This is a genomic window from Bradyrhizobium sp. USDA 326 (assembly GCF_049739485.1).
In the GTDB taxonomy this organism is placed as follows: domain Bacteria; phylum Pseudomonadota; class Alphaproteobacteria; order Rhizobiales; family Xanthobacteraceae; genus Bradyrhizobium.
The window spans coordinates 3,089,141-3,114,765 of sequence record NZ_JBMGQA010000001.1; the positions used below are offsets into that span (position 1 = coordinate 3,089,141).

Genomic DNA, 25,625 nt, shown 5'->3' on the forward strand with positions numbered 1-25,625 from the left:
GCGATTCAGCCGGCGCCCAAAAAAAGCAGCGGCGGTCTTCGTCACGGCCGCGTCACCATGACGAGGTCCGGCCTTGTGCGACTGCGCGCCTCCGCTGGCGTCGAAGTGCCCAGCGACACCGTCTGCGTGTGTCTGGGAGCAGAGGGCTTCGTATCCACGCTCTGCTCCATGTAGAGCTGCCCCGCAACGAGCGTCATGGCTGTGCAGGCCAATACAAACATCGCCAGAGCCAATTGGTGCGCTTCATTCATCTCCGTTTGCCCGATGCAGTTCGAGACAATGAAAGTTGCCGATACGAGAGGATTTCGTCTCCGGTCGCGACCGACCGGGCGGCGCCTTGTGCTGCTCTCTTTCCTCCGAACGAGGCGAGGCGACCTTGATATTGCTCAACCTTTGGCTGAAATCGTCATCCGTCAAACTACTTAGGGAAATCGCCCTAAGATACGACGCGAGCTAGCGAGGCCGGCAGCTCCGCTGGACAATGGGCTGATGGATGGAGTTCGGAGGCCTGATGAATCATTCGATCTATAGCGCCGACCGCGCCACCCATTCGAAGATCGTCATCGTCGCATTGCTGGTTGCAGCGGTCGTCGCCGGTATTGCCGTTTCTTTCCACGACGACACGAGAGCCGCGGCGGTCGAGCGGGCAGCCGTATTCAAGACTGGAAAGCCGGTGGTCCTGGGCGGCTCGGCCGCCGTGGCCGTCCGCTGATCCGGAGGATTCGCAATGCGCAAGAGCAGAACTGAGACCGGAGCTGTCGCCGAGTCGTTCGACCCGGCGTTGTGGTCAGTCGCAGCCGTCCTCAGCGGGGCGGTGGTCTATCTCGCGTGCCTGATCTAGCGTGCGGAGAGTAGTTCCGAAGTCGGGACGCTCCTGCGAGCAATCGCCGAATGCGCGTTGACGCAGGTTACCATTGTTTGCGCTGGCGCAACCGACACGTCCAGGATTTCCAATAGCGTCTTCGAGCCTGGCGGCTTCTCTCTGAAACCCAAACGCAGTTGCCATGGCGGCGAGGCTCGGTATTCCGGGCCTCGTTCCATTTCAATCGACGCGCGCTCGCGCGCGATACGGCAATTGGCGCCGGCAGTTCAGAGGGATGTCTCGAAAATGCGATCCAGCGCCGCGTCATAGGTCGTCTGAACCAGTCCGGGATGGAGCCGTCCGAGCGCCTCCATCATCACCCCGGAATTGATCTCGAGCACGCGCCAGATGCCATCGACCCGGACCACGTCGATGGAGGCGAAGGTGATGCCGATGAAGTTTGCGGCGTCGATGGCGAGCTTCGCACAGTCAGCCCGAACCTCGCCCTCATCGAGGAGGATCGGCTTTGCGCCGGCGTCGAGATTGTGCCGCCAGGTCAGGAGGCGCCGTTCCCCCTTGGGAACGATGGCGTTGAGCTCGCGCGCAGCGAGTTCGTGCAGACGTCCGTCCCGTCCCGCCGCGCTCGCCAGCTCACGTAACGTCTGCATGCCGTCGCCGACGACCGACGGCCGCTCCTTGCGGTAGACGATCATCGGCTTGCCATCGAGCACGATCACGCGGACTTCCTCCTCGATCTCGACATAGGGGGCGATCACCAGCCCAAGGCCGGACGAGAAGATCTCGGTAATGGCGCGGTCGAGCTCGTCGCTGCTCGTCGCCTTGAACACGGCGCGTCCGGACGTGCCCTCGTTCGGCTTCACCACAACGCCTTGCGGATTCCGGGCGAGCAGTGCCAGCATGCCCTGGCGCCAATCGGTCCCGGCGACGTGCACGCCCATGCTCGGATTGAGTAAGAGGTGGTGAGGAACGCACGGCACGCCGGCCATCTCCAGCGCCTCGGCGGTGGCCGATTTATCGTTGGCGAGGCGGTGGGCGATGGCGCTGTTGAGTCCGATGTCGTAACCGAAGGCGAAGCGGCACCTCGCACCTCTGCGCATCGCGATCAGCCAGCCACTGGCGCGGACATCGACTGCGATGTCGTGTTCCGCGCAATAGCGCCTGATCGCCTGAACGAAGATTCGCTCGCCGCCTGCCATGGTCTTTCGTCGTTCCTGTCGCCGAAAGCCGCAAAAATGCGGAAATCGGCGCCAATGGGGATGAAATTCAGAGCTATTCTTAATGAAATTCTCGCGAGCGCGACGGAAATTAAGTGCTTCAATCCAGCCCAGCAGGGAAAAGAAATTGCCTCCCTCATGCGCCCGGCAGCAGATTTCTGAATGATGTGACCAGTTCTGCCGCAAATGCCGGTTTGACCGGCATCAATTGCATCCGGAACGAGGTTGATTATTGGTCTCAATGGCGTAGATCACACAGGCGAAATCCTCCGCCATGGCAAATGGTGTCCGCCCCGCTTCCAGGGCGGGGCAACGCTTTTGCCCAAAACCGCAGTTATTCGGAAATCGAGAATCATGAGCGCGTTTTACCGAGAGAAGGTTCTTTCCGTCCACCACTGGACCGACACGCTGTTCAGCTTCCGCGCCACCCGCGATACCGGCTTCCGCTTCCAGAACGGCCAGTTCGCCATGATCGGCCTCGAAGTCGACGGCCGTCCGCTGCTGCGCGCCTACAGCATGGCGAGCGCCAATCACGAGGAACAGCTCGAGTTCTTCTCGATCAAGGTTCAGGACGGCCCGCTCACCTCGCGCCTGCAGAAGATCAAGGAAGGCGATACCATCCTGGTCGGCCGCAAGGCGACCGGCACGCTGATCACCGACAATCTGCTTCCCGGCAAGCGGCTGATGTTGCTCTCGACCGGCACCGGCCTCGCGCCCTTCGCGAGCCTGATCAAGGATCCCGAGGTCTACGACCAGTTCGAGTCGATCGTGCTGGTGCATGGCTGCCGCCAGGTCTCCGAGCTCGCCTATGGCGAGAAGCTCGTCGCGACCTTACGCGAGGATGAGCTGTTCGGCGAGCTGCTCGCGGACAAGCTCGTCTATTATCCGACCGTGACCCGTGAGCCGTTCAGGAACCGCGGCCGCATCACCGACCTCATCAGCTCCGAGCAGATCTTCAACGACATCGGCCAAGGTCCGCTCGATATCGAAACCGACCGCATCATGATGTGCGGCAGCCCGGCGATGCTCGAAGAGCTGAAGGTGATGTTCGAGAGCCGCGACTTCATCGAGGGCTCCGGCAACAAGCCCGGCCATTTCGTGATCGAGAAGGCCTTCGTCGAGCGGTAAGCTCCGTTGAAGAAGTGGCGTGATCGCGCGCCACACTCAACTCGTCGTCCCGGACAAGCGAAGCGCCGATCGGGGACCTATAACCACAGGCCGTGGTTATGCGAAGGCTCGGAGTGACAGCTTTCCTCCAGTCGTCAAAATCCCGTTGATGTGGATGCCGGACTCGCGCTTGCCCGGAGCGTCAGCTGAGCTTGTGGTATCCAGAGTGGCCCCCTCGCAACCCATGAGGGCCCTGCGGCCCGCCGTTGCTTCCTCTCGACACTTCTGCTGCAGTGCAGCAGCCCGCCATCGGCTGATTGATTTGTCTCCGCCGAATTCGCTAGCCTGAAACAAGGGCCGCGTCATATCCGTATGACAGGCGCAGGCGTATCGTACCGCCTCATGCTGGCGAGAGGATCGGATCGTGGCCGACGACAACAAGACGCGGGAATCGCCTCAACACTCATCCCCCAAACGCCTGCCGCTGGCGGAAGAGGGGGTCATGGAAACCCTGCTGCTGCCGTTCTCGCCGCGCTTCATCGTGCTGACGATCTGTGCGGTGGTCACCGCGCTCCTGATCGGCATCGGCCTCGCGGATCGCAAGATCTTCGACATCATGCTGGTCCCGATCCTGATCTTCGGCGCGCTGACGCTGCTCGGTGTCCGCGATCTCCTGCAGAAGAGCCACGCGGTGCTGCGCAACTACCCGATCTCCGCGCATATCCGCTTCCTGCTCGAAGAGATCCGGCCCGAGATGCGGCAGTATTTCTTCGAGAGCGAGAAGGATGGCATGCCGTTCTCGCGAGACACCCGCGCGGTGGTCTATCAGCGCGCCAAGATGGAGCTCGACAAGCGGCCGTTCGGCACCCAGGAGGACGTCTACCGCGAGGGCTATGAGTGGATGCACCACTCGGTCTCGCCGAAGGCGCATGCCACGGAGAAATTCCGTGTCATGATCGGTGGGCCGGATTGCGCAAAACCCTATTCGGCCTCGGTGTTCAACATCTCGGCGATGAGTTTTGGCGCGCTCAGCCCGAATGCGGTGCGGGCACTGAATGCCGGCGCCAAAAAGGGCGGCTTCGCGCACGACACCGGCGAGGGCGGCGTCAGCCCCTATCACCGCGAGATGGGCGGCGACATCATCTGGGAGATCGGCTCGGGCTATTTCGGCTGCCGCCATCTTGACGGCAGCTTCGATCCCGAAGCTTTCGCGCGCGTTGCCAGCGACGACCAGATCAAGATGGTCGAGCTCAAGGTCAGCCAGGGCGCCAAGCCCGGTCATGGCGGCGTGCTGCCGGCGGCCAAGGTCTCTGAGGAGATCTCCAAGATCCGCGGCGTCGCCATGGGCGAGGACTGCATCTCGCCGCCCTCGCACCGCGCGTTCTCGACGCCGGTTGGCATGATGCAGTTCATCGCCGAGATGCGCCGCCTGTCCGGTGGCAAGCCGGCCGGCTTCAAGCTGTGCATCGGCCATCCCTGGGAATTCCTGGCGATCTGCAAGGCGATGCTTCAGACCGGCATCTATCCCGACTTCATCGTCGTGGACGGCAATGAGGGTGGCACCGGTGCGGCCCCGCTGGAGTTCATGGATCATCTGGGCATGCCGATGCGCGAGGGCGTCAATTTCGTCCACAACGCGCTGGTCGGCATCAATGCGCGCGACCGCATCAAGATCGGCGCCTCCGGCAAGATCGCGACGGCCTTCGACATGGCCCGCGCGATGGCGATCGGCGCCGACTGGTGCAATTCGGCACGCGGCTTCATGTTCTCGCTCGGCTGCATCCAGTCGCTGAGCTGCCACACCGACCGTTGCCCGACCGGGGTAGCGACGCAGGACCCGACGCGGGCGCGCGCGCTCTACGTGCCGCTCAAGATCGACCGCGTAAAAAATTACCATCATGCGACGCTGCACTCGCTGACGGAGCTCATTGCCGCGGCCGGCCTCGAACATCCGCAGCAGCTGCGCCCGATTCACTTCAGCCAGCGGACGTCGACGACCCAGGTGCAATCCTTCGCGCAGCTCTATCCGGCGCTGCGCCCGGGCGAGCTGCTCGAAGGCACGCAAGACCCGCGCTTCCGCGACGCCTGGCGGATGGCGCGCGCCGAGACGTTCCAGCCGGCGCCGTAGGATGCCGGCCGCGGCAGGCAGGCACGCGGGCCGCAAATTTGTCGCGAGCGGGGGGTGGGCTTAACGGTTGGTTCAGCTTTGGGTGTAAATTGCGCCCATGGACGAGCGACGCAGCAAATCGAGGCACCGCGTGCTGAAGGCCGGAACCATCGAGTTCGGCGGCGGTGCGATCGACTGTACCGTTCGCAATCTCTCCGATACCGGCGCCGCACTCGACGTCACCAGCCCAGTCGGCATCCCCCAGTATTTCACTCTGTTCGTGCAGGCCGACGGAACGCATCTGTCCTGCACCGTGGTCTGGCGCAAGGAAAAGCGGATCGGGGTGAGGTTCGGATGACGCTCGCCGCGTGACGCGCGCTTGTCCGGGACGACGGCCATTTCAACTCACGCCGCTGCCTGCTCGCCCCGCCGGGTTGCCAGGATCTTGTCGATCCTCCGTCCGTCGAGATCGACCACCTCGATGTGCCAGCCGCGGAAGTCGAAGGCGTCGCCGGCGTTGGGCAGCGCGTTGAACTGTTGCAGCACCAGGCCCGCCACCGTGTTGTAGCGGTGCGGCGGCAGTTCGACGCCGAGCAGCTCGCCGAATTCGTCGACCGGCATCCAGCCGGAGATCAGCAGCGAGTCGTCGGCGCGCCTGACATAGGCCGGCTCCGGCGGCCCCGCCTCGGAATGGAAGGCGCCGACGATCGACTCGAGGATGTCGGCAGCCGTCACCATGCCTTCGAAGGCACCGTATTCGTCGTAGACGAGTCCGACGTGAACCGGAGCTGCTTTCAGGATGGTCAGCACGTCGCGCGCATCTGCCGACACCGGAATGCCCGGTGCCTCGCGCACGAGCGCGCGCAGGTCCGGCGTGCGCTCGTCCATATAGGCAACCAGCAGGTCCTTGGCCTGGAGCACGCCGATCGGCTTGTCGCGGTCGCCGTCGCAGACGGGAAAGCGCGAATGCGGGCTCTTGGCGATGATCTCCCGGATGGCGGCCGGATCGTCGTTCAGGTCGATCTCGTCGACCTCCGTGCGCGGCGTCATGACCGCGCCGACCGGCCGGTCGCCGAGCCGCATCACGCCGGCGATCATCTCCTTCTCTCCAGGCTCGAGCACGCCCGCGCTCTCGGCCTCACGGACGAGGTGATGGATCTCGTCCTCCGAGACCTTTTCCTCCGTCTTGCCGCCGCGGCCGAGCAGCGCGAGGATCAGCTTTCCGGAGAGGTCGAGCAGAAAAACAAGCGGCAGCGATATCTTCGCAAGCGTGTGCATCGCGGGCGCGACGCGGACCGCGATGCTTTCGGGATCGCGTAGCGCCACCTGCTTCGGCACCAGCTCGCCGACGATCAAGGTCGCATAGGTGATGAGCGTGACCACGAGCCCGACCCCGACGATGTCGGCAATGCCCTTGGAGAGGCCGAGCTCGAGCAGCCATTGCGTCAGCCGCTGCCCGAGCGTCGCGCCCGAGAACGCGCCGGAGAGCACGCCGACCAGCGTGATGCCGATCTGCACCGTCGACAGGAACTTGCCGGGATCGGCTGCCAGCGTCTGCGCCCGCTCGGCGCCGCGCACGCCCTTGGCCGCGAGCAGCGACAGCCGCGCCGGACGTGACGAGACCACGGCCAGTTCGGACATCGAGAGCAAACCGTTGATGACGATCAGGATGACGACGATGACGAGTTCGAGCGAGAGCATTGACCTTCCGGAGGTAAGTAAGTGTGTCACAGATGACGCCAAGCCATCTCGATATAGGTATTCGGTGAGGAGATGCTGCCAATTCCGCGCATTCGGGCACCGAAGGGAACTGGCGTCCGGCAATGTTCCCGAGGCCTCCGCGACAACCTGACACTCAGCGGAACTACGGACGTTGCTTAACGCTCCCTTAGTGGCCGCCCGCTAGATTTTCGACATTGCAGAAATAAATTCGGGGAAATCAGGATGCGGGTCGGGAAGCTTTTCGCACTGTCGATGCTGACGGTGACGGTATTTGCAGTCATCCTTGGCGCCGAGGTGCTGATCCCTCAGACCCGAATCTTCACGAACCGCTCCGATGCGATCAAGACCGTCGATGCCTTTGGTGCGACGCTGATGGCCAGCCAGCACGTCGCCAGCCTTCGCGCTCCCTACATCGGACCTATCTTCCAGGAAGGCGCTGCGACGCAGGCACAGCTCGATGTCGCCACCAAGGCTGCGAAAACTGCCGAGGCCGGCTTCGAGGCCGCAAGGCGCGCCGTCATGGTGCTGGACGACGGCGGCGCGATTGCCGAGAATCTCGACCGTGCTGCGCGACGGTTGAAGGAGATCACCACCGCGGCAGATCGCGCGATGAGCGTTCCCCTGGCGGCGCGCGACAGCGCCGCGACGAAGGGCTTCCTGCCCGGCGTTGCCGAGGTCATCGGCCACATCGAACCGGTCATGAACCGGCTCGAGGCGAAAATCATCAATGCCGATTCCTCGCTTGCGGCGCTGTTGAGCCTGGCGCGAACGGCGCAGGATCTGCGCGTTTCGGCCGGCAGTCGCGCGGCCACGCTGTCCCCGGCGCTCTCTGCACGCCGCCCGCTCACCGCGGCTGAACTGTCGCTGATGGACCGCATGCAGGGACGCGTGGAGGCCGACCGCGAGCGCATCGAGGCCGGTATCGACCAGCTCGGAAATCCCTCCCGCATCGCTGCCGCGCTGAAGGCGGCGACGGAATCCTATTTCGGACGAGCTGCGGTTGCCGTGGACAAGGAGATGCCCGCGGCGCGGAGTGACGGCAAATACGGCGCCACCGCCGACGAGCTGGCGAAGGTCATCGTGCCGGCCATCCAAATGTTCTACGGCGTACGCGACGCCGCGTTGGCGGAAGCAGGCGAGCGCGCCGCGGCCGCGCGCGACGGCGCGCTGGCGATGCTCGCGCTCGCCGGTGTCGCCGTGTTGGCGCTGCTCGGGACGCTCGGTGGCGTGACCATGATGCTGCGCAGGCGCGTGGTGACGCCGCTCGGCCGGATCGCCGACGTGATCGGAGCGCTCGCCGCCGGGCAGCATGATGTCGAGATCCCGGCGACCGGCCGCAACGACGAGATCGGCCAGGTCGCGGGCTCGCTCCAGCACTTCAAGGATTCGTTGCTAGCCAAGAAGGCCGCCGACGAGGCGGCCGCGGCCGAAGCCGAGGCGAAGCTCCGGCGCAGCCAGCGCGTCGACCAGATCGCGCGCGAGTTCGAAGCCATGATCGGCGACGTCATCAACACCGTCTCGTCGGCCTCCTCCGAGCTGGAAGCGTCCGCGGGAACGCTGACGAGCACGGCCGAGCAATCGGAAAAGGTGACCGCGACCGTCGCGGCTGCCTCCGAACAGGCCTCCACCAACGTGCAGACCGTCGCTGCGGCGGCCGAGGAGATGGCCTCGTCGGTCGACGAGATCAGCCGTCAGGTTCAGGATTCCGCGCGCATCGCCGGCGAGGCGGTGCAGCAGGCGGGGCGGACCAACGATCATGTCGGCGAGCTCGCCAGGGCCGCGGGCCGGATCGGGGACGTCGTCGAGCTCATCAGCCAGATCGCGGGTCAGACCAATCTTCTCGCCCTCAATGCCACCATCGAGGCGGCGCGCGCCGGGCGAGGCCGGCCGCGGCTTTGCCGTCGTCGCCTCCGAGGTCAAGGCGCTGGCCGAGCAGACCGCCAAGGCCACCGGCGAGATCAGTCAGCAGATTTCGGGGATCCAGACGGCGACCGAGGACTCCGTCGGCGCCATCAAGGCAATCGGCGACACCATCACACGCATGTCCGAGATCGCGTCGGCAATCGCCTCGGCGGTCGAGCAGCAGGGCGCGGCAACGCGGGAGATCTCACGCAACGTGCAGCAGGCGGCGCGCGGCACCCAGCAGGTCTCCGCCAGCATCGTCGATGTGCAGCGCGGCGCGAGCCAGACCGGATCGGCCTCCTCCAACGTGCTCGCGTCGGCCAGATCGCTGTCCGGTGAGAGCAGCCGCCTCAAGGTCGAGGTCGGAAAATTCCTCGACGCGATCCGCGCGGCGTAGAATTTGAACACCTCTTCCTGCCGGGGACGCAATCGCATTTGAAGATCAGCTTCCCAGCGGCGCATCCTTAGACGCCCGCCTACGGCGGGCCCTCAGGATGAGGGTGGGGTGCGCGGCAGCAATATCCGTTGGCACCGATGCTGCTTAGCCTGATCCTGAGACCGCGAAGCGGTCGTCTCGAAGGACGAGGCGCGCGCACCGCAGTCGCGTTGCGCTCAGAACTCGCCGTGCAGCCGCCCCGAAAACACCGACACCGGTCCGCGATCGGCGTTGTAGGCGGGGTTGACGATGAGCTGGTAGTCGGCGGTGAAGGTCAGCGCCTTGTTCAGCGCGTAGGCGTAATAGGTCTCCAGCACGCGTTCGCGACGGTAGTTGAGGCGGCCATCGCCGATCAGCGGGCCGAGACCACCGGCGGCGATGAAATCGCGATGATCCTGCGACAGGGCGTTGACGGCGCCGGCAATGGCGACGACGTCGTCGGGCCGGCCCCAACTCGCTCCCTTGACCGAAACGCCACCGGACAGGCTGCGATCGATGTCCGTGAAGGCCATGATCTCGTTGTGGCCGTCGTTCCAGCTCCAGCGACCGAACATGCCGATATCGTCGGTGATGGCCTGTTCGAGATTGAGCGCGTAGCCGTATTTGAGGCGGCCGCGGCGAGTCTGGCTGATATCCACGCCGAACGCGGGATTGTCCAGCGTCTCGCGATAGCTGCCGGAGAAAGCGCTGTTGACGAAGCCGAGCGTGCGCAGCTTGCCGGGCTGGCCAAACAGTGAATAGCGCAACTCGAGCTCCGCGACGTACTCGCCGCGACGGCCGATATTCATGTCGAAATTGTTGGAGTTGGAGACGGCATCCATCAGGAAGTAGCCGCCGCGCAGCGCCCATTGCTTCTGGTTCAACTCGGCGGTAGCGCCATAGCCGAGGCCGAGCTTGTCGGCGGCATAGTCGAAGGCGCCGGACGCCCAGATCGACCAGTTCATGAAATCCTTGCGCGGATCATGCGCGTAGGCATTGCCGTCGAACACGTCGACCACGGAGAACTTGCCGACCTGCAAGGTCAAACGCGAGACGTCGACCTTGCTGGCGAGCTGAAGCTGGCCGCTGGCCAGCTCCTCCTGCTCGCCGCCGAAGCCGAAGGTGTGCCGCACGAACAGCCGCGAGGCGTTGAAGTGCGGATAGGGGAAGCCGGACTTCTGCGCCTCGCCGTTGGGGAAGCCCGCGGCGCCCGTCGTGTTGTTGAAGCCGAAGCCCTGGAGCAGCTCGGGATTGAAATAGACCTCGCCGCCGTCCCACAGCCGCGCATTCAGATAGAGCGAATTGCTCCAGGTCTGCTGAAAGTCCGGCGACGGCAGCAGGCTGTTCGGTCCGGTATAAGGCGCGTGGAACGCGGGGTAGCCCTGCCCGAGCACGGTCGACTGGCCGTGAATCTCCCAGCGGCTGGATTCGGTGTCGGTGACGTCGGATTTCGGCTCGTAGGTCGGCACGCCCGGCCAGTCGATCTTGCGATTGAGGCCGATGCGCAGGCTGTGAAAATCCATCGACGACGAATATTGCCCGCCGGAGGGGAAGGTGACGCTGGCGTTCTCGAACTTGCTGTAGAGATACTCAAGCCGCGCGCTCCAGTGCGGCGCGAAAGCGTATTCGGCGCCGCCGCCGGCAGTCCAGCCGAATCGCGTGTGCAGCACTTTCTCCTCAACGCCGCCGGTCGGCGTCGAGAGAAATCGCTCGCCGGCAAACGCCGCGCCGCCCGTCGCGTAAAACAGCCAGTTGCCGCTGGCGTAGCCGAGCCGCGCGCGCAGGCTCGCGACATAGTCCCAGCGCTCCTCCGCGCTCGAGAGCGCGGTCGCCGCCGATGACACGACGTGATTGGATGGGAGGTAGTTCGGGAAGGAGATATCGCCTTCGACGCCGAGCAGGAAGCCTGAATTGAGGCGCCAATTGTAGCCGGCCTGGACGCCTCCGGTCATGCCGTTGAACACGTGATCGTCGGTCGCGACCGTGGGATCGGCCAGAGTCGCCGCGGATGTGCCGCGGGTGAAGCCGACATGCGCGCCGATATAGAGGCCGGTCCAGTCATAGACCGCCTTCAAGGCCGGGGCCTTCAGCGGCAGATCAGCCGTTTGGCCGATGGCGGGGAAAGCCACCATGCCCGCGGCAATTGCCGTGGCCGTCCGCAAGTACCTGTAACGGTGACCTCTCAACGTCAAAACGCACGCCCCCAAACGCGAATGTATTCCATCTGCCGCGATATCACTGCCGATTCGCGGCACCCCTGTCATCAGGCCCCGGTCGTCCACGCGATCCGACGCGACCTTAGTCCCAAGTTCCCGAGTCCGTTGCAAGGCTTATTGCTATTAATTTGCAATTGCAACTGAGCAGATCGTTGCAGGTGGATGCTTCGCACTGCTTTGTGACGGGGGTGCAACAACTGCCTAAAGCGCGGATGGGTTTAGGAGAGTGCTCGTCGCGCTTTAGGCTATTGTTTGAGCACGATCTTCTCGGAAAACCGCGGCGCACTTTTCCGGATCATGCTCCGGGATTCAAAATATGGATGACCCCGCCCGGGGGGACAGCCGGGCGGGGTCGGGGGCACGACACGGGGTGGATGAGGCGCCCGTGTCGGGACGCGGAATCCACGTGGGAGATCGGCCTCAGATACTCAAATCAGTAGCAGGTACGAACGCGGCCGACGTACTGGCCGAAGGCGTTGTACTGGGCGACCCAGCCGCAGCGGTGATAGCCGTGATAATAGGGGTCGTTGCTGGCAGCGATCGCGGAGCCGACGACGGCGGCGGTGGCAATGCCGGCGCCCACACCCCAGACCCAGCCGGGCTGCTTGGCTTCGGCCTGCGAGGTGGTGGACACGATGCTGCCGGTGAGGGCGAGGGCGGCGAGGGCTGCGGCGGCAATCTTGGTCTTGATCGACATTTGAAACTCCATCCGGGTTGAGGCGGTCCTTTGTGGCCCGTGTGCCCAGTTGGACGGGCGCTCCTCGCATCCGGTTCGAAGATCGCAAATGTTGCCGCGGAGATTCGATCTTTCCCGAATGAATCCAGGAGGATGTCGGCTAGCCGAGAGGGCCTTTGGCGAGCCTGTTCACGTCGAAGTTATCGACTTCGCTCAGCAGTTCGCAAAAGGCGCGCGCACCCTGATCGAGCAGCTGCTCCCCCTTCTCAGGGACTGCCAGCGTCGCATTGCCGACCGCGCCGCTGGGATTGAGATCCTGCGCCTGCCAGGCAAATGGCGCGGGGCGCTGCGTCGAGAGCCAGCGATACTGCTTCTCCATCGCGACGCTGCTCGCGGGGAAATCCGCGATCGCGTCCATGCGCACCTGGTCCGGATAGCGCGCCAGCATGATCGAGGTCTCGACCGCGCCGCCGTGAATGCCGTGGCGCACTTCCTCGGCCGGGAACAGTCTGTCCGCGCCTGAGAGCCGCGACCATGACGTCGTCACCACGAACAGCTTGTGATGCGCGCGAAGGTCCTGCGCCACCAGCATCATCGCCGCGCTGTTGCCGCCATGGCTGGTGACGATGACGAGCTTCCTCACGCCGCGGCGCGCAACGTCCTCGCCGATCCCTGTCCATTTCTTCAGCGCAATTTCGGTCGGCAGCGTCTGCGTGCCCGGATAGTCGATATGCTCGGTGGAGATCCCGACCGGCTCAACCGGAAGAAATCCGGCGGGAATGCTCTCAGCCAGTAGCTCGCGTACGCGCGCGAGATAGGCCCGCGCGATCAGCACGTCGGTCGTGAGCGGCAGATGCGGACCGTGCTGCTCGGTCGCCGCCAGCGGCAGCACCGCGATCCAGCGCGACACCTCCGCAGGCCCCGCATCGGCCCAGTCGATATCGATCCAGTCGCGGGAGAGCGTCTTCAAGGTTTCTTTGCCCGAATTTGTCACGTAATTTGGGGTATCAGGGGACACGGGCCTGGCCGGCTCGCGTCCCCTGATGTCATGCGGTTTTATCGCGTTGCCTTCACTTGAGCCAGACACGATTGGGCCAGCCACGATCGACGGAGTGCCATCATGACCCCCTCTCATCTGCGGCGAGCGTTAACGGCGGGCTTGTTGGCGCGCTTTCGCCTCCCTTGCACCGGCGCGCGCCGAGACGCTCGACAAGGTCACCTTCGGCACCAACTGGGTCGCCGAGGCCGAGCATGGCGGCTTCTTCCAGGCGGTCGCCGACGGCACCTACAACAAATACGGGCTCGACGTCACAATCGTCCCCGGCGGCCCCAACGAGAACAACCGCATGCTGCTGATCGCCGGCAAGATCGATTTCTTCATGGCCGCGAATACGCTGATGTCGTTCGACGCCGTCGCCAACAACGTCCCCGTCGTGACCATCGCCGCGATCTTCCAGAAGGATCCGCAGGTGATGCTGACGCATCCAGACGCCAAGGTCACGAAGATCGAGGATCTCAAGCCGCTGACGCTGTTCGTCTCCAAGGAGGGCATGACCAGCTACTTCCAGTGGCTGAAGTCAGAATATGGTTTCAGCGAGAAGAACGTCCGTCCCTACAATTTCAATCCGCAGCCCTTCATCGCCAATCCCAAGAGCGCCATGCAGGGTTACGTCACCTCCGAGCCTTTTGCGGTGGAGAAGGCCGCCGGCTTCAAGCCCAACGTGCTGCTGCTCGCCGACTACGGTTTCAACACCTATTCGACCCTGATCGAGACGCGCCGCGACATCATCGAGAAGAAGCCCGATCTGGTCCAGCGCTTCGTCGATGCCTCCATGATCGGCTGGTACAATTACATCTATCGCGACAATTCCGCCGGAAATGCGCTGATCAAGAGCCTCAATCCGGAAATGACGGACGATCTGCTCGCCTATTCCGTCGCCAAGATGAAGGAACACGGCATCGTCGATTCCGGCGACAGCCTGAAGAACGGCATCGGCGCGATGAGCGACGAGCGCTACACCTCCTTCTTCAACAAGATGGTGAAGGCCGGCGTGGTGAAGGCGGATCTCGACTTCCGCAAGTCCTATACGCTGCGTTTCATCAACAAGGGCGTCGGCATCGAGCTGCGCCCGAACAAGCCGTAACGCATGCTGCGATTCGGCGAAGGTGGCTCGGCGGCCTACACCTCTCCCGAAGGGAGAGGCATAGGCCGCCTTTGGCAGCCGTTCTTAAGAACGCCGAAACAAAGCTTCGGCTATGTCGCATCGCCAGATGCGATGCGGGTGCGGGGTTGCGCTCCCTCGTGGACCCTGATCCCGCTCATCCGGCGCTGCGCGCCGACCTCTCCCCGATGGGGAGAGGTGAAGGGCGCTGTCCAGACCGGATAGATTGGTAACACAGTAGACCGGATGGATGGGTGACAGTTCTCTGTCGGCTGGGAGGATCAGCCGATGCCTTGGCGAGAGAGCTGTGCAGTGGACCAACGGGTGAACTTCATATCGGATCAGCGAACCGGCATGTGGACGATGACCGAGCTTTGCGAGCGCTACGAGATCAGTCGCAAGACCGGTTACAAGTGGCTGGAGCGCTACCGGCTGGAGGGGCCTAGCGGGCTTGAGGATCGTTCCCACGCCGCGCGGGTGCATGGGCGGGCGACGCCTCAGCACATCGTGGATGCGATCGTTGGGCTGCGGCTCGAGCGGCCGAGCTGGGGACCGCGCAAGATCGTCAGCAAGCTCGAGGCTCGCCAAGGGGATGTCGACTGGCCGTCGGCCTCGACAGCCGGAGCGATTCTCAAACGAGCGGGACTCGTCGGCGACCGCAAGGTCCGTCGACGTGCGCCGCCGCGGATGGGGCAACTGACGGTGCCTCAGCATGCCAACCATGTATGGGCCCTAGATCACAAGGGCTGGATCCGATTGGGCGACGGTTCTCGCGTTGAACCATTCACTGTGACCGATGGCTTCAGCCGCTATTTGATCAGCCTGACGGCGACGGGCAGCACGCAATATGCCGAGTGCCAACCGCTACTGGAACGGGCGTTTCGCGAGCACGGCTTGCCGCAGATCATCCGCTCCGACAACGGCTCGCCGTTCGCCTCGACCGGGACGACCGGTCTGACCGCGCTGTCGGTATGGTGGATCAAGCTTGGCATCCGCCATGAACGGATTGATCCTGGCCATCCGCAGCAGAACGGCTGGCACGAACGCTTCCACCTTACGCTTCTGGAAGCCATGCGGCCACCGCCGCCGACCAGGACCGCGCAAGCCCGACGGTTCGCAGCATTCGCGCGCGACTATAACGAAGAACGGCCCCACGAGGCGCTTGGCCAACGCCCACCTGCCAGCGCCTACCACTCTTCCCCTCGTGCGATGCCAAGGCGGCCTCCGGAGCCGGACTATCCCGTCGAAGCGGCGGTGCGCCAGGTTCGCTCCAACGGCGAGATCAAATGGCGTGGCGATCTCATCCACCTTTGCAGCGCTCTCGCTGGTGAAACAGTTGCCGTGGAGGAAACCGCCGACGGGCAATGGCAGGTGCGCTTCTTCAACGTGCCGATCGGCATCATCGACCAGAAAACATCGACGCTGCGGCGCTGCGCTAGCGCAGCGCCGCAGCAGACCGAACCATGAACGACTGTTACCTTTCCATCCGGTCTGTTTTGTTACCCATTCCATCCGCTGGACAGCGCCCGAAACGCTGCAGTCGTCAATCAATGACCGAGCCCAAGACCTCGTCTGCCGTCGAGGCCAGCCTGACGGCTCTTGCCGTCAGCCTGCGCGGCGTGACGAAGGCCTATGACAACGGCGTCACGGCACTCGGTCCGTTCGACCTTACTGTCCGCAAGGGCGAGTTCATCTCGTTGCTCGGCCCGTCCGGCTGCGGCAAGTCGACGGCGCTGCGCATCATCGCGGGGCTCAGTGCGCCGTCATCGGGCACTGTGCGGGTGGCACGTCACGAGGACTCGGTGCAGCCGGGCCATGTTCGACCAGGGCACGGCATCGGCTTCGTGTTTCAGGAGCCGACCCTGATGCCCTGGACCAGCGTCCGTGAGAACGTGCGGCTGCCCTTGAGGCTCGCAGGCGTGCCGAAGGCGGACGCGCGCGCGCGTGCCGACGCGGCGCTCGCCAGCGTCGGGCTCGCCGATTTCGCCGATACCTATCCGCGCGAGCTCTCCGGCGGCATGAAGATGCGGGTGTCGCTGGCGCGCGCGCTCGTCACCGATCCCGACATTCTGCTGATGGATGAGCCGTTCGCAGCGCTCGACGAGATCACGCGCTTCCGCCTCAACAACGATCTGCTCGTGCTGTGGCGCCGCCTTGGCAAGACCGTCATTTTCGTCACTCATTCGGTGTTCGAATCGGTCTATCTGTCGCAGCGCGTGGTGGTTATGACGGCCCGGCCCGGCCGCATCCAGGCTGATATCCGCGTCGAGACGGTCGAGCCGCGCGGGGAGGAGTTTCGCACCTCGGCCGCCTATTCCGATTATTGCCGAAGAGTGTCGGCCGCGCTGGCACCGTCGTATTCGGGACAGTCGACGTTATGAGCGCGCAAGCTCCCATCACCGTGAGATCGTCCGGCGCGCAGCGCGCGATGCGCTTCGTGCTTCCCGTCATCGTGTTCGCGGCCGGTCTCGTCGCCTGGGAACTCGTGGTCCGCATCAAGGGAATCCCGCCTTACGTGCTGCCGGCGCCGTCCGTCATCGTCCTGACGCTGATCAAGGACTGGACGGTGCTGTCACAATCGCTCGCCACCACGCTCCTGACCACGCTCGAGGGGTTCCTCGCCGCCAGCGTCGGCGGCATTGCGCTTGCGCTTGTGTTCAACCAGTCGAAATGGGTGGAATACTCGCTGTTCCCCTATGCCATCGTCCTGCAGGTGACGCCTGTGATCGCGATCGCGCCGCTGCTCCTGATCTACCTGGAGCAGCAGACCGCGGTCGTCGTCTGCGCCTTCATCGTCGCGTTTTTCCCGGTGCTGTCCAACACCACGCTCGGGCTGAATTCGGTGGATCGCAATCTCGCCGGCCTGTTCCAGCTCTATGGTGCCTCGCCGCCACAGACGCTGCGCCTTCTCAAGCTGCCCGCGGCACTGCCCTACATTCTCGGAGGCCTGCGCATCGCCGGCGGCCTGTCGCTGATCGGCGCGGTCGTGGCCGAGATCGCGGCGGGAACAGCGGGCGCCGGCTCCGGCCTCGCCTACAGAATCGCCGAGTCCGGTTATCGCTTGAACATACCCCGCATGTTCGCAGCGCTGCTTTTGTTGTCGCTGGCCGGGATTGTCATCTATGGGGTGCTGGCGCTAGTTTCCCATCTCGTTTTACGGCGCTGGCATGAGAGCGCGCTTGGAAAGGAAGACTGATGGCTGCCGGTTCGATTTCGTCCGAAAAGATCGACCTTCTGATCTATGGGCCGGTGCGGCCGATCCTCGAGAACGGCTTTTCCGATCATTTCGTCGTACACAAGGCGGAGACGCGCGGCGATCTCGAGCGCCTGACGCCGGCGGTCCGCGACAAGATCCGCGGCGTCGCGGTGACCTATCACACCGTGCGCGCGGACAGGGATTCGCTGTCACAGCTGCCGAAGCTGGAGATGGTGGCGAGCTTCGGCGTCGGCTACGACCATGTCGACGCCAAATACGCGGCCGAGAACAATATCGTCGTCACCAACACGCCCGACGTGCTGACCGAGGAGGTCGCCGACGTCGCGATGGGCCTTCTGATCGCCACCTTGCGCGAGTTCATCAAGGCCGACCGTTACGTCCGCTCCGGCCTCTGGCAGACGCAGAACTATCCGCTCAGCGTCGGCTCGCTGCGCGACCGCAAGGTCGGCATCGTCGGCATGGGCCGGATCGGCCAGGCCATCGCGCGCCGTCTCGATGCCTCGCTGGTGCCGGTGGTCTACCACTCGCGCAATCCGTCCAAGGACGTCTCGTACAAGCATTACCCCGACCTGATCGAGATGGCGAAGGCGGTGGACACGCTGATGGTGATCGTGCCCGGCGGCGCCGCTACGAACAAGATGATCAATGCCGAGGTGCTGAAGGCGCTCGGCCCGCGCGGCGTGCTGGTCAATGTCGCGCGTGGCTCGGTGGTGGACGAGCCGGCGCTGATCCAGGCGCTGAAATCAGGCACCATTCTCGCCGCCGGCCTCGACGTGTTCGCCGCCGAGCCGAACGTGCCTGACGAGCTCAAGACCATGCAGAACGTCGTGCTGCTGCCGCATATCGGTTCGGCCTCGGTGGTGACGCGCAACGCCATGGATCAGCTCGTGGTCGACAATCTCAAGGCCTGGTTCGCCGGCAAGGCGCCGCTGACGCCGGTTGCGGAAACGCCGGTCAAGGGGCGCTGATGAGAGCTCTTCGGGCCGTTGCATCCGCCGTCGCGGCCTCTTTGGCCGCGATCGGCGCCGTCGCGGCCTGCTTGACCCCGATCGGCATCGCGCATGCACAGGATGCGACCAGCCTGAAGAAGCAGATGCCCGGCCAGTGGGAGCTCTCGACCACCGAGCGCAGCAAGACCTGCGTCGTCACGCTGAAGAGCGATGCGGCGGCGCAAGGCTTCAAGCTGGAGCTGGAGCCGGCCTGCAAGACGGCGCTGCCTTTCACGAAAGACATCGTCGCCTGGAACGTCAGGGGCCTCGACATCGTCCGCCTGCAGGACGCGGCCGGCGAGGCCGTGATCGACTTCACGGAGGTCGAGGCGGGCATCTTCGAGGGCCTGCGGCAGGGCGAAGGCGTCTACATCCTGCAGGATCTCGCCGCCGCGCGTTCGATGGCAAAGTCGATGGACCAGATGATTGGCGACTGGTCGATGGTGCGCGGCAACGGCCAGCCGGTCTGCGGGCTGACTCTGACCAACACCGAAGCGGACCCGGACAATTTCCAGGTCTTCCTCAAGCCGAGATGCGACGCGGCGATTGCGCAGTTCAATCCGACGCAATGGCGTCTCGAGCGCGGCCAGATCATCCTGATGTCGAAATCGGGTGAAGCCTGGCAGTTCGAGGCCGACGACCACGCGCAGTGGCGTCGTGTCCCCGACACCGCCGATCCCCTGATCATGCTTCGTCAATAGGCGCCGCGGGCGTACCCTGCCTGCATGTTTCGCCCGGCGATGCGAAGCATCGTCCGGAGACGCCCGCTTTGGCGGGCCCCTCACCATGAGTGTCTGATATCTTGCCGCGTAACGCGACGTCATCCTGAGGGCCCGCCGGAGGCGGGCGTCTCGAAGGATGGCCGCAGGTTACGTCGTCAGCTTCGGCGGCGGCGCGGTGCCTTGCGCCCATTTCTCCATCTTGCCGAGCACGCCCCAGACGGCGAGCGCGAGCGAGATCGGCATCGCGAACTGGCTGAGGCCGGGCACGGCAGTCACGATCGTTCCGAGCAGTCCGGCAAGCCCGCCTGCATTGGGGCTTGCCGTCACCGACGAGAGCAGCGCGGTGAGCAGCGAGCCGCCGATACCGAGCGCGGTCTTCTTGCCGTCGAGCAGCTTGCCGATGGTCTCGCCGAGTGCGCCGTTGACCTGGCCCAGCATGGGCTTGCCGCCGCCCGTGTTGAGCAGGGTGCTGAGCAGGTCGACGACCTGCTTCAGCTGATCGACGGGGGCGGGGCTCGTCGGGGTGACTGGTGCGGGCACGGGCGCCTTCTTGTTGATGAGGGAGAAAAGCCGTTCGAACAGGCTGAGCGGGTCGTTCGTGGCAGGCAATGTGTTGCTCGGCACGACCGCTGGCAGCGTCGCGCCGCCGGCTGACGGTCGCAGCAATTGCGCGAGGTCCTCCAGCCGCTTCAGGATCTGCGACAGGTCGATCGCCTGCACTGGGCCTCCAGACTGCGTCGCGCGCGTGATCGCGGCGACCGTGGCCGCATCGAGAAGCCCGGTATCCCTCAGGCCGTTCTGTTGCTGAAACTGCGAGACGGCGGCCCTGGTCTTTGGTCCGCTGATGCCGTCCTCGGCGAGCGGCGGATTGGTGCCGAGCGTGTTGAGCGCCTGCTGCATGAGGGTGACCGTCGAGGCCAGCTCGTCCTCGGGCTCGGTGCGGCCGGCGAACTGCGGGCTGCCGTCGATCGTGATCGAGGAATCGAGAGACATCATCGCATGCAGGATCACGGCCGTGCCGAGCTGCGAATCGACGTGACTGGCGTCGAACACATGGTCGCGGACGTACTTTCCCGCCCTTGCCTCTGGCGGGCCGTACAGCGTCGAGCCGCCATAGAGATAGGGCGAATTGACGCTCTTGGCCTGGTAGCCGAAGCCGTTGAACGCCTCGAGCCGGAACAGCATCCGCGCGATGCCCCAATCGTGCGCGCCAATGAAGTTCTGGATTCTGAACGCGTCCACGGCGCCGTCCACGAACGTGGCGAATGGTCCGCGCCCTTTCGGAACGATCGTCGTCACGCGGTGGAGTGACTGGCCGTTGCCGAGATAGGTGTCGAAATCGAAGTTGGATTCGCGGTAGTGGCAGAGCGCGGCAAAGTACCATGGAACGCCCGTCAACCGCTCGATCTGCTGGTATGTCGCCTTGCCGTTGAGAGCCTTGCGGGCCACGGCGTTCACCTCGGCGAGGCGTTCGGGCCGGATCTCGAGACCGGCCCAATTCCGCTCATACTGGTTCTTCAGATTCTCGAATGAAATCATTTTTCGCTCCCGCAAATTGAATGAATTCTCGACTCTTCGTGCAAGCCGAAGTGAACCGGCTGCCGTGATCGCCGTGACTGCAGCGTGATCTCCCGAGAATCTGGCAGTCCGCCGGCCCGGCGTATGTGAAATGGCTTACAGCGCCGATGTAAAATCAACCGGTAGAACATCAACCGCGGTGCGACCGCCGTTGCGGGAACCGGCACGGCTGTCCATCCGTTAGCGATGAGACGGTCCGGCAAGGAGTCCTGCATGGCCAAGCGCGTCCTCGCGATCGGTATCGAACCCGGCAATGCGGACTACAGCGCGTTTCAGGTCACGCCGGAGCTCGTGCGCGGCTATATCGAGGCGCAGCTGTTGCGCCTGCGCGATCTCGGCTTTGATGTCACGAGCTGCCTGATCGATCTCGACGCGACAGCAGAAGCCGCCGTTACGGCGGCGCTGCAGGATGAGAGCTTCGACTGCATCGTCATCGGCGCCGGCCTGCGCGAGCCGAAGGAGCGCCTCGTGCTGTTCGAGAAGGTGCTCAACCTCGTTCACCGCATGGCGCCGGATGCTGCGATCTGCTTCAACACAACGCCTGCAGACACGGTCGAAGCGGTGCAGCGCTGGGTGGAGCCCTGACTGGACGGACTCGGGCAGGCCAAAAATCGCCGATTATGGAGTTTTGTCGGATTTCGAACTTTTTCTCCGTCTGAGCGACCAAGACAGATTGGTTCATACTCGATAGAGCTTTGACATGAAATCCGTTGCCCTTGCTTTTTCGTGCCTTTTGCTTTTCGCGATGCCCGCCAGCGCCAATGACAGCCGCACCTTCAATGCGATGGTAGCGTTGGCCAATCGCGGAGATGCCGAAGCGCAATATCATGTCGGCATGATGCACAATAACGGCATCGGCACACCGCAGGATCGCAGCCAGGCATTCGAGTGGTTTCAAAAATCGGCTGCGGCCAATGATCCGCTCGGAGCCTATAAGCTCGGCTGCTATTATGACGGGCAAGGCGTCGGCGTCGTCGCAACGGATCCGGATCAGGCATTGAAGTACAAGCTTGTTGCCGCCAAGGCCGGTTACGCGCGTGCCCAGCACGACGTGGCTCTCATGTATGACCGGCAAGGGAATTCGGAAGAAGCGCTGAAATGGTGGAAGAAGGCAGGCGACCAGGGCCTCCCTAGCGCCCTCTTCAGCCTGTCCCGGGTGTACTCCGCAGGAAAGGGCACGCCGAGGGATCTGTCCCTGTCGTATGCCTATTTCAAGCTCTCGAAGGTGGCGCCGGCCAAGAATGTCACCGAGATGGCTTCCATGTTGTCCAAGCCGGAACTGGAGAATGCAGAAAGGCTGGTCGCTGCATGGAAGCCGCAACCGACCGCTCTGACGCTCAAGGCATTCGCCGGCATCACAGCCGCGGAAGACCACTTGAAAGCTGCCAAGAACCAAGCGTTCTGACTTGGCCTAGATCAACCGCAGCCCACGCAGGCTCGCGTGGCCACTCTTGCCGACGATGATGTGGTCGTGCACGGCGATCCCGAGCGGCTTGGCGATGTCGATGATCGCCTTCGTCATCTGGATGTCGGCCTGCGAGGGCGAGGGATCGCCCGAGGGGTGGTTGTGCACCAGGATCAGCGCGGTCGCGGAGAGCTCGAGCGCGCGCTTGATCACCTCGCGCGGATAGACCGGAGTGTGGTCGACCGTGCCGGTCTGCTGCACCTCGTCGGCGATCAGCTGGTTGCGCTTGTCGAGAAAGAGCAGGCGGAATTGCTCCTTGTCGGCAAACGCCATGCTGGCGCGGCAATAGTCGATCACCTCGTTCCAGGACGACAGCGCATTGCGGCTGTTGACCCCGCCCTTGGCGACGCGATGCGCCGCCGCGGCGATCAGCTTCAGCTGGTTGATCGCGGATTCGCCGATACCGTCGACCTCGCGCAGCCGCGCCACCGGCGCATGCACGACCTCGGCGAAGGAGCCGAACGTCTTGATCAGTGTCTTCGCCAGCGGCTTGGTGTCGCGCCGCGGCAGCGCCGGAAACAGCGCCATCTCGAGCAGCTCGTAGTCGGTGAGCGCATCCGCGCCGGCACTGTAGAAGCGCTCGCGCAGCCGCTCGCGATGGCCGTGATAGTGCGGCGCGTCCTCAGGCTTGCTCTTGTCGTGGTCCGGCTTGGCGGGCATCGGCTGCCAGCATTGCCCCGTCGGGGGAAATTTTCAATCGGCAATTGTAGTCACCTCATGGCTTCCGCATGGGTGTGGTCACCGCTATGACTCCCATGATGATGAGCGTCATGCCGGCTAGCATCGACCAGGTGAAGCTCTCGCCAAGGAGCGTGGTCCCGAGTGCCACGGCGAAGCCCGCGCGCAGATAGCTGCCGCTCGTCGTGCCGAGCGGGCCCAGCGTGCGGATCAGGCGGAAATAGATCACCATTGCCAGCGCAGTGCAGACGATCGAAAGGCCAAGCACCGCCGCGATCGCCGGTCTCGTCGGCGCCAGCGTCCAGGGCCGGTCGAGGACAGCGGCTATGGGCAGCATCAGGGCCGCGGCGCAGCTCATCGCGCCGGCTGCCGCGACGATCGCGGGAAGGCTCGCGAACCGCTGCCCCCAGATCGGCGCGAGCGCATAGCAGAAGCTCGCAGCCAGGACGGCTGCCTGTGCCAGCGGCGCGGCGGTGCCGATCCCCGAGAGCGCGTTGACCCCCATGGTCAAGGCAACGCCTGCAAGGCCGAGAGCGACACCGATGATCTTTCGGCCGCCGATCGCCTGTCGTCCGCGCCCGGTCGTCATCGCGACCGCGAGCACGAATATCGGCGGGGTCGCATTGAGCACGCCCGCGAGGCCGCTTGTGATATGCGCCTCGCCCCAGCTGATCAGGGTGAACGGCAGCGCGCTCTGCAACAGCCCTTGCACGACGAAAGCGGCCCAGACCGCCCCCTGGCGCGGCAGGGCGTGTCCCCGCGTGAGCGTGATCAGGATCAGGAGAACGGCCGCGATCGTCACCCGTGCGGCGACCATCGTGAACGGCGGAATCGTCGGGATCGCAATCTTGATGAGCGTGAACGAGCCGCCCCAGATCAGGGAGAGAAGCAGCAGGAGCCCGATCTCGAATGCGAGACGGTTCTGCCCTGACGTCGTCTGTTGCGCCTGTATGCTCATGCGATCTGCTCCGGGATCTGTCGACACCATGATCGGGAGCGGCGATGCGGGCTGGCTGAATTCGGACCTCATCGCCCGGTCGAGTCCGATTTCAGCTACTCGGCGGCGCGCCTTGAAATTATGATTTCGCCATGACGACAGGCTCTGCGCATCGGCAAACGCTGCCACCGCATCTCGATTGGGAAACCTGCGACCGGGCGCGGCTCGCGCGGGCGCGCGCCTTCGACGGCCTGTTCTTCTCCGGCGTCCGCTCGACGCGGATCTATTGCCGGCCGGTGTGTCCGGTTCGGCCGGCGCGCTCGGAGAACGTCAGCTTCTATGCGACCGCAGCGGCCGCCGAGCGGGCGGGCTTTCGCCCGTGCCTGCGCTGCCGGCCGGAAGCCGCGCCGGGCTCGCCGGCGTGGATGGGAACGGCCACCACCGTCGCGCGCGGCATGCGGCTGATCCACGACGGTTTTCTGGATCGGGCGTCGACGACGGATCTCGCCGATGCGCTTGGCGTCGGGCCGCGCCATCTGCTGCGTCTTTTCATGCGTCATGCCGGGGCGAGCCCCAGCGAGATCGCGGCAACGCGGCGCGTGCAGGAAGCCAAGCGTCTGATCGACCAGACCGACATGACGTTGGCGGAGATCGCCTTCGCCGCGGGATTCCGCAGCGTTCGGCGCTTCAACGACGCGTTCGTCGCGACCTACAAGAGGACGCCATCATCATTCCGCCGCCGGCGATAGGGCGGTCCGAAGCACCGAACTACGATGTGCAATTACGCACCTGAGAATCTCGAGATTCCGGGCTCGCGACTTCGTCACGCCCCGGAATGACGACGGAGAAGGACTGGTGTCGGCAATCATCCGATCTGCTTCTCGCCGTGCCGCTCCGACAGCGTGAAGATCTCGACGCCCGTCGCGGTGACGCCGACCGAGTGCTCGAACTGCGCCGACAGCGAGCGGTCGCGGGTGACCGCGGTCCAGCCGTCGGACAGGATCTTCACATGCGGCTTGCCGAGATTGATCATCGGCTCGATGGTGAAGAACATGCCGGGCTTGAGCTGGACGCCCTCGCCGGGCCGGCCGACATGGATGATGTTCGGCTCGTCGTGGAACATGCGCCCGAGGCCGTGGCCGCAGAAATCGCGCACCACGCTCATGCCCTGCGGCTCCACGAAGCTCTGGATGGCGTGGCCGATGTCGCCGGTGGTGGCGCCGGGCTTCACGGCGGCGATGCCGCGCATCATCGCTTCATAGGTGACTTCGATCAGCCGCTCGGCCTTGCGCGCGATCGGGCCGATCGCATACATCCGGCTGGAATCGCCATACCAGCCGTCGACGATGAAGGTGACGTCGATGTTGACGATGTCGCCTTCCTTCAGCGGACGGTCGCCGGGCATGCCGTGGCAGACCACGTGGTTGAGCGAGGTGCAAGTCGAGTAGCGGTAGCCGCGATACATCAGCGTCGCCGGATAGGCGCCATGGCTGAAGGCGAAGTCGCGGACAAATTCGTCGATTCTGGAGGTCGGCACGCCCGGCCCGACGATGTCAGTGAGCTCGTCGAGGCATTTTGCCACCAGCGCGCCCGCCTTGCGCATGCCGGCGAAGGCGTTCGGTCCATGCAGCTTGATCTGTCCGGTCTTGCGCAGGGAGGTATCGGTGGCTTCGACGTAGCTCATGCGGATGCGGT

General features: G+C 64.3%; 21 protein-coding genes and 2 pseudogenes. 14 read left to right on the forward strand and 9 right to left on the reverse strand.

Features of this window, described 5'->3' with window-relative positions; translation table 11 throughout:
• Window positions 1-511 precede the first annotated feature (511 nt).
• A complete protein-coding gene (locus ABIG06_RS14710) occupies window positions 512-712 on the forward strand; it encodes a hypothetical protein (protein WP_370137319.1) in 201 nt (66 codons plus the stop codon).
• Between the two features lie 377 nt (window positions 713-1,089).
• Here the strand turns inward: ABIG06_RS14710 and ABIG06_RS14715 are convergent, their stop codons facing one another.
• On the reverse strand, window positions 1,090-2,019 hold the full coding sequence (locus ABIG06_RS14715; RefSeq protein ID WP_424578305.1) for an ATP-grasp domain-containing protein: 930 nt from the start codon (window positions 2,017-2,019) through the stop codon (window positions 1,090-1,092).
• A 372-nt stretch (window positions 2,020-2,391) separates the two neighbouring features.
• Between ABIG06_RS14715 and ABIG06_RS14720 the strand changes: the two genes are divergently transcribed.
• From ABIG06_RS14720 to ABIG06_RS14730, 3 genes are all read left to right on the forward strand, one after another.
• Window positions 2,392-3,165 carry a ferredoxin--NADP reductase gene (locus tag ABIG06_RS14720; protein WP_370137324.1) on the forward strand — a complete coding sequence of 258 codons (774 nt, stop codon included), beginning with the start codon at window positions 2,392-2,394 and terminating at the stop codon, window positions 3,163-3,165.
• 481 nt (window positions 3,166-3,646) lie between these two features.
• Complete coding sequence (locus tag ABIG06_RS14725) at window positions 3,647-5,272, forward strand: FMN-binding glutamate synthase family protein (protein WP_370140845.1); 1,626 nt, start codon at window positions 3,647-3,649, stop codon at window positions 5,270-5,272.
• Between the two features lie 97 nt (window positions 5,273-5,369).
• Complete coding sequence (locus ABIG06_RS14730) at window positions 5,370-5,609, forward strand: PilZ domain-containing protein (RefSeq protein WP_124162816.1); 240 nt, start codon at window positions 5,370-5,372, stop codon at window positions 5,607-5,609.
• Between the two features lie 47 nt (window positions 5,610-5,656).
• Here the strand turns inward: ABIG06_RS14730 and ABIG06_RS14735 are convergent, their stop codons facing one another.
• On the reverse strand, window positions 5,657-6,952 hold the full coding sequence (locus ABIG06_RS14735; RefSeq protein WP_124162817.1) for a hemolysin family protein: 1,296 nt from the start codon (window positions 6,950-6,952) through the stop codon (window positions 5,657-5,659).
• 243 nt (window positions 6,953-7,195) lie between these two features.
• Here ABIG06_RS14735 and ABIG06_RS14740 point away from each other — a divergent pair.
• A pseudogene (locus tag ABIG06_RS14740) lies at window positions 7,196-9,272 on the forward strand (methyl-accepting chemotaxis protein).
• Window positions 9,273-9,487: 215 nt separating this feature from the next.
• Here the strand turns inward: ABIG06_RS14740 and ABIG06_RS14745 are convergent.
• From ABIG06_RS14745 to ABIG06_RS14755, 3 genes are all read right to left on the reverse strand, one after another.
• The gene (locus ABIG06_RS14745) at window positions 9,488-11,422 is read right to left on the reverse strand and encodes a carbohydrate porin (RefSeq protein ID WP_370137327.1); all 1,935 of its coding nucleotides are present in this window, start codon (window positions 11,420-11,422) and stop codon (window positions 9,488-9,490) included.
• A 517-nt stretch (window positions 11,423-11,939) separates the two neighbouring features.
• Entirely contained in the window at window positions 11,940-12,203 is a 264-nt protein-coding gene (locus ABIG06_RS14750) for a hypothetical protein (protein ID WP_370137328.1), read from the reverse strand.
• 139 nt (window positions 12,204-12,342) lie between these two features.
• Entirely contained in the window at window positions 12,343-13,152 is an 810-nt protein-coding gene (locus tag ABIG06_RS14755) for a creatininase family protein (protein WP_370137330.1), read from the reverse strand.
• Between the two features lie 150 nt (window positions 13,153-13,302).
• Here ABIG06_RS14755 and ABIG06_RS14760 point away from each other — a divergent pair.
• The 6 genes and pseudogenes from ABIG06_RS14760 to ABIG06_RS14785 all read left to right on the forward strand — a co-directional run bounded on the left by ABIG06_RS14760 (window position 13,303) and on the right by ABIG06_RS14785 (window position 19,251).
• Window positions 13,303-14,326, forward strand: a pseudogene (locus ABIG06_RS14760) (ABC transporter substrate-binding protein).
• Between the two features lie 306 nt (window positions 14,327-14,632).
• Window positions 14,633-15,811, forward strand: coding sequence for an IS481 family transposase (locus tag ABIG06_RS14765; protein WP_424578306.1), 1,179 nt, complete (start codon window positions 14,633-14,635; stop codon window positions 15,809-15,811).
• 83 nt (window positions 15,812-15,894) lie between these two features.
• Window positions 15,895-16,725 carry an ABC transporter ATP-binding protein gene (locus ABIG06_RS14770; RefSeq protein ID WP_370137333.1) on the forward strand — a complete coding sequence of 277 codons (831 nt, stop codon included), beginning with the start codon at window positions 15,895-15,897 and terminating at the stop codon, window positions 16,723-16,725.
• On the forward strand, window positions 16,722-17,540 hold the full coding sequence (locus tag ABIG06_RS14775; RefSeq protein WP_124161217.1) for an ABC transporter permease: 819 nt from the start codon (window positions 16,722-16,724) through the stop codon (window positions 17,538-17,540). Before ABIG06_RS14770 ends, ABIG06_RS14775 begins: the two co-directional genes overlap by 4 nt.
• On the forward strand, window positions 17,540-18,529 hold the full coding sequence (locus tag ABIG06_RS14780) for a 2-hydroxyacid dehydrogenase (protein ID WP_124161218.1): 990 nt from the start codon (window positions 17,540-17,542) through the stop codon (window positions 18,527-18,529). Before ABIG06_RS14775 ends, ABIG06_RS14780 begins: the two co-directional genes overlap by 1 nt.
• Window positions 18,529-19,251 carry an AprI/Inh family metalloprotease inhibitor gene (locus ABIG06_RS14785; protein ID WP_370137335.1) on the forward strand — a complete coding sequence of 241 codons (723 nt, stop codon included), beginning with the start codon at window positions 18,529-18,531 and terminating at the stop codon, window positions 19,249-19,251. Before ABIG06_RS14780 ends, ABIG06_RS14785 begins: the two co-directional genes overlap by 1 nt.
• A 168-nt stretch (window positions 19,252-19,419) precedes the next feature.
• On the opposite strand, the gene ABIG06_RS14790 is transcribed toward ABIG06_RS14785, so the two are convergent.
• Complete coding sequence (locus ABIG06_RS14790; RefSeq protein ID WP_370137337.1) at window positions 19,420-20,811, reverse strand: peptidoglycan-binding protein; 1,392 nt, start codon at window positions 20,809-20,811, stop codon at window positions 19,420-19,422.
• A 252-nt stretch (window positions 20,812-21,063) separates the two neighbouring features.
• Between ABIG06_RS14790 and ABIG06_RS14795 the strand changes: the two genes are divergently transcribed.
• Together ABIG06_RS14795 and ABIG06_RS14800 are read left to right on the forward strand one after the other, a co-directional pair.
• Window positions 21,064-21,435, forward strand: coding sequence for a hypothetical protein (locus tag ABIG06_RS14795; RefSeq protein WP_370137338.1), 372 nt, complete (start codon window positions 21,064-21,066; stop codon window positions 21,433-21,435).
• 115 nt (window positions 21,436-21,550) lie between these two features.
• A complete protein-coding gene (locus tag ABIG06_RS14800) occupies window positions 21,551-22,255 on the forward strand; it encodes a tetratricopeptide repeat protein (protein ID WP_370137340.1) in 705 nt (234 codons plus the stop codon).
• A 6-nt stretch (window positions 22,256-22,261) separates the two neighbouring features.
• Here ABIG06_RS14800 and radC read toward each other — a convergent pair whose 3' ends face one another.
• Both radC and ABIG06_RS14810 read right to left on the reverse strand, forming a co-directional pair.
• A complete protein-coding gene (gene radC, locus ABIG06_RS14805; protein WP_424578307.1) occupies window positions 22,262-22,975 on the reverse strand; it encodes a RadC family protein in 714 nt (237 codons plus the stop codon).
• Window positions 22,976-23,030: 55 nt separating this feature from the next.
• A complete protein-coding gene (locus tag ABIG06_RS14810; RefSeq protein WP_370137561.1) occupies window positions 23,031-23,951 on the reverse strand; it encodes a DMT family transporter in 921 nt (306 codons plus the stop codon).
• 131 nt (window positions 23,952-24,082) lie between these two features.
• On the opposite strand from ABIG06_RS14810, the gene ABIG06_RS14815 reads away from it, so the two are divergent.
• Window positions 24,083-24,679, forward strand: a complete 597-nt coding sequence (locus ABIG06_RS14815; RefSeq protein WP_370137563.1) for a bifunctional transcriptional activator/DNA repair enzyme AdaA — start codon at window positions 24,083-24,085, stop codon at window positions 24,677-24,679.
• Window positions 24,680-24,795: 116 nt separating this feature from the next.
• On the opposite strand, the gene map is transcribed toward ABIG06_RS14815, so the two are convergent.
• On the reverse strand, window positions 24,796-25,614 hold the full coding sequence (gene map, locus ABIG06_RS14820) for a type I methionyl aminopeptidase (protein ID WP_370137565.1): 819 nt from the start codon (window positions 25,612-25,614) through the stop codon (window positions 24,796-24,798).
• Between the last annotated feature and the right edge of the window lie 11 nt (window positions 25,615-25,625).